General features: G+C 64.5%; 2 protein-coding genes and 1 pseudogene. 1 reads left to right on the forward strand and 2 read right to left on the reverse strand.

Annotated features, from left to right (window positions below):
• Positions 1-91 precede the first annotated feature (91 nt).
• Complete coding sequence (locus ABT130_RS47100) at positions 92-550, reverse strand: hypothetical protein (protein ID WP_350966423.1); 459 nt, start codon at positions 548-550, stop codon at positions 92-94.
• A gap of 280 nt (positions 551-830) precedes the next feature.
• A complete protein-coding gene (locus tag ABT130_RS47105) occupies positions 831-3,761 on the reverse strand; it encodes a M20/M25/M40 family metallo-hydrolase (protein ID WP_350966424.1) in 2,931 nt (976 codons plus the stop codon).
• A gap of 377 nt (positions 3,762-4,138) precedes the next feature.
• Here ABT130_RS47105 and ABT130_RS47110 point away from each other — a divergent pair.
• A pseudogene (locus tag ABT130_RS47110) lies at positions 4,139-4,515 on the forward strand (hypothetical protein); the annotation flags it as partial.

The following is a 4,515-nucleotide window of genomic DNA, read 5'->3' on the forward strand; positions in this document are numbered from 1 at the left end:
CCTCAAAGAGCTCCAGGCCCTTCTGGCCACCTGGACAGGCCGATGCCCCACCTGCCAGCAAAGGCCGCCCTAACCACCTAACAAAGCACTACTAGCAGCGGCGCCGAAAAGGCGCCGAGCGTAGCGCACCGCCGTGGTGGCGGGCCTTTCCGGAGTACCACACGTCGATCGGTTCGCCTTTGACGCTGATGGTCTTTTCTCGGCAGCGGTCGGTGGCGATGACGGTGCCGTCCAGGATCACGTGGGTGAGGCCCTCATCGGTGGCGCGCCGCAATGCCTGGTGCAGGTCGGGCGCCTGATCGGCTAAGACGTCGATGACCTCGTCGATGTAGCGGTAGGCGGTGGCGCGGGAGATGCCGTGGTCGCGGCCGAGGGCGGCCCGGTCGGTGCGGTCGCGAAACCAGCGCAGCCCCATCACCGCCTGTGCGAAACAGGTCAGCGCCCGAGAACCCTTGCGGGCGCCCAATCGGCGGTGTTCGGCAGCCAGGAGCGTGGAGAGGTGGCAAACCAGCTCCCGTGGGACGTCGAGCGTGGCACGATAGGTGATCACGTGGGGCTTTCTGGACTGAAGAAGACTTGTGGTGAGACCTCTTCTACCGAAAGCTCCACGCCTATTTCACCGGCATCGCGATCCATCCCGGTTCCTGTCGCAGTACCACTCTGGCGACATCAAATCCCAACTGTCCGGATCGATCCTGCTGAGATCACCTCAATGGCTCCACTCCGTTGTCAATGTGCCTCGCACCCCGGCGGCCGCAAACCCCGAGTCGAGGCATCCTGCCACCGCGCATGCCCTCTCGTGCGCGCGCTGAACTTCCGGTTCACACGCGTCACACGATGGAGATCGACCGCACCTGGGTGTTGCCCTTGGTTTCGACGTATATCTTGTAATCGCCGACGGTGTAAGTGTCGGCAGCGTTGTTGTTGATGGTGAACGTGGCCGTCACAGGAGACTCGCTGCCGTCGATGTGGGTCTGCTTCACTGTGATGGTCAACTCGTTCTTGTTGCCCTTCAACTTCTTCACCGCCGCCGACGGCTTGGCATCGATGACCGCGTTGGCGACTGTCACGTAGACCGCGTCGGGCGAAGAGAACTCCGCGTTCTTGTGCCCATCACCGAACAGGAAGAAGCCCCGTTGTTCGATGGCTCCGCGCCCGGGGAACGGATCTGGGTTTGAGGCCAAGTACGTCGGATTGACCGTGTACAGGTCCGTCTTGGAATCCGCGAGGATGGCCTGCACCCCGGTGTACGGGGCATCGGTGATCGCGAGGTTGACCGACAGGTAGATGGCGTCGGGGTTGTTGGCCGAGATGCGCGAGGAGAAGTACTTGTCCGCACTCTGCCCCGCAGGAACGGCCAGCGGCACAACCGCGTCGCCGACGAGAATGTTGAACTGGAAGTCGCCGTAGCCGCCGGCCACGAACTTCGCCCAAGCCGCATCCGACATGTAGTCGGGGCGCTCCACCTTGAACTCCAAGCGCATCGGCGACACGTACGTGGTGTTCAGGTACTCGGTGTCGGTCAGGGGCAAGTAGACCCCTCCCGGGGCGTGCCCCAGTGCGAAAGCCGAGGCCGTCGGAGTCGAGTTGCCGCGCCCGTTCCACATCGGGATGTTGAACGAGGTGGCGCCGAGCAGGGCCTGGGTGCCCAACTGGCTCGTGCCGACAGCGGCCGACGCGTCCTTGTAGGTTCCGATCGTGACGTCGAGCAGGTCGAGGTCCGCCCGGTCGGAGTTCAGCCCCGGGATGCTTGCCCACATGAACTTGGCACCGGCGGGCCCGGAGTACCTGGCCATCTCCAGCATGCCATCGGCCATCATCTTGGTCATCTGCACTGCCGAGTCGACCTTCATCCGCTCGTTGGCCGTGTGCCACCAGCGCTCGTTACCCGGGATCACCGCGCCGAAGGCGGTCATCTTATTGCGGAAGTTGCTGGCCAGGGTGCCGCCGGTCGTGCCCTGCGGATAGACCACGTCCCTGAGGGAATATGGATCCGCAAACTTCTCCGGGTTGCGGTTGATCGAGGCTTGGTAGCTCCCGAACTGAAGAGCCGTCAGCGGGTTGTCGTGAGTGACGTACAACCCGGCGCCGACGGGCGAGCCGAGGTTGCCGATGGTGAACCCCTTCGCCTGGAAGGCGGCCGTGACCGCCGTCGTTGCCTGGCTGGAGTCAGTCGCGGTGACGTGCATGCTGCGCACATACATCGGCATGCTGAGGCTGCCGGAGGCGTCCGTGTAAAAGCTCGTCGGGGTCTCCGAATTGATGCCTCCCATGAGGGCAAAGGTCAGGTTCGGGGTGCCGTTGCTCGGGTTGCGCAACAGGCTCGCCGGGATGCCCATGTACTTGCCGATATAGGCTTCGCCTTCGACACCGTCGCGGAAGAACAGGTCGGCGATGCCGTCGGCGGCTTTCTTCAATTGCATGTCGGCGGCCGTGGTTCCCAGTGCGCCGAGTCCCTTGGAGAGGAGGAACATCCCCCACACGACGGCATTCTTGCCGTACTGCGGGGTCGGCATCTCCATCGCCACATCGGTGTTGATCTCCAGCGTGAGCGAGTCGCCGGTGATCATGGTCTGCACCTTGGGGGTGGTGCGGGGAGCAGCCGGGAGCCAACCCTTCGTGGTCGCGGCGGCGGTGATCGCCGCTACGAATCGGTCGCGCTCGGCGGAGCCGGCCCCCGCCACGTCGAGGGTGAAGATTGCCCGGGAGGCGATCTGCGTGGTGCTGCCGTAGGCGATGTCCTTGAGCGTCGGATCGCCTTCACGCAGGGTGACGCCGGCTGTGGCATCCGTCAGCCGGAAGGCCTTGGTGCTGTCTGCGGACAAGCTCATCGACACCGACGGGGTCACCGATCCGGAGTTGCCGACGATGACCGGGAACCGCGAGTCGGAGGTGTAGGCCGCGATCGGGATCTCCTCCCGGTTGAGGTTCTTGTAGGCCCAGTTGTCGTAGAAGCTCGGGTTCGAGTTGTACGGGATGGACTGGAAGGTGGCGGTGTTCGTCGTCGAGGGCGTGCCGGGACCGCCGTCTTCGTAGATTCCCATGACGATGCGGATGCGTCGGTCGAGGGGCAACCCCGCCTCGAGCAGCGCCTTGGCCGCGAGCAGCGTCGCCAGCGTCGGGCCGCTGTCGTCCTGCACGCCCGCCCCGTAGACCCAGCCGTCCTGGACATAGGGCGAGTGGTACGCACCAGGAGTGCCGAGGTTGCCATCGGCGTTCCGCCAGCGCGCCAGCTGGGCTGGCGAAACGGAAGCCGTCGGCGAGTCGAGGTGGCTCAACGCCATGACCATCTCCGGGGCGTCCGGGTCACCGATCTCCGCGTAGACGTACTTGTCGGGCTGGCGTTGGACGACCACCGGGAAACCCAGGTCGGTGGCCAGCTTGACCACCCAGGCGAGCTTGGCGACCTTGCGGTCGTACTCTTTCTGGTTGGCTTCGGTGTTGCTGACCGGGAAGGGGTACGCCGTCGCGGCCGTGCCGCCTCGGGAGATGGAGTCGTAGCTCGACCCGTCCAGCATCGCCCCGATCAGACTGAGCGGGTCGTAGGTGCCGTCCCCCGCCCGCGCGCTGTTGACGCGTCCAGCCAACGCCTCGACTTCCGCGTGGATCGCGTCGCGCTCGGCGTCGGTCACCGACAGATCGTAGGTGACACTCGGCTGGAAGCGCTCCTCGCCGAAGCTGGTCGCGGACGCGTTAGCCACTACACCCATGGACAGGAGCAATGACATGCCAAGTGTCAGTGCAAGAGGCTTCTTCCGCATCACCGTGATCTCCCTGAATGGTCAGACCCAAAAAACGTAGGATGATCTTCGTTGTACGCGAGACCCTTTCAGGCTCTTCCCAAGCTTGTCAATGAGGTGATCTCGTGCGCCCAGTAGAACTGGAGCCGTGACATAGCGGCTGATCTGCATGTTCGTAAGCGCCGGTGTGAGTCCGGTCCGGGTAGCTGCCAGGAGGCCCGGTAGCAGGCCGGCGGCTTCGTCTGGAAACGGGCGGGGTCGAAGCCCAGCGTCAAAAGCCCTGTAAGGGGGAGCGACGATGCGGTCCGTAGCATGACGTGAAGCCTGCGGCGTTGTTATTCAGCCGTCTTCGGACGGGACAAGGGAGAGCCGAGCCCCTCGAGATCGGGGTGAAGGCCATGGAAGCGGCGAAGAGCCTGGAAATTGCAGCCGCGAAGAACTCCCCGGCGTATGGGGCGCGGAACGTATCGATAGTGACGGCGGGAACTGGGGAGGCCCTCCCCGGCCCGGTGACCCGCGAAAGGTGTTACCGGAACGTGGCGTTCACCGCCTCGGCCGATCAGCTCCAGATGTTGGCCGCCTACCGCAAGGGCGAATCGGACCTCGTGTATCGCGATGGCATGTGGTTCCTGATCGCCACCTGCGACCTGCCGGACGTGCCGGTGCGTACCCCGGACGGATTTTTGGGGGTGGACCTGGGGATCGCGAACATCGCGACTACCAGTGGCGGGGTTCGCCATAGCGGCAAGGGCCTGAACGCGGTCCGTCACCGCCA

It is taken from the genome of Streptosporangium sp. NPDC001681, from assembly GCF_040298085.1.
GTDB lineage: Bacteria > Actinomycetota > Actinomycetes > Streptosporangiales > Streptosporangiaceae > Streptosporangium.

Bases quoted from the DNA above. Each gene is read 5' to 3' on its own strand.
- ABT130_RS47105 (WP_350966424.1), bottom strand. From the start codon at position 3,761: ATGCGGAAGAAGCCTCTTGCACTGACACTTGGCATGTCATTGCTCCTG.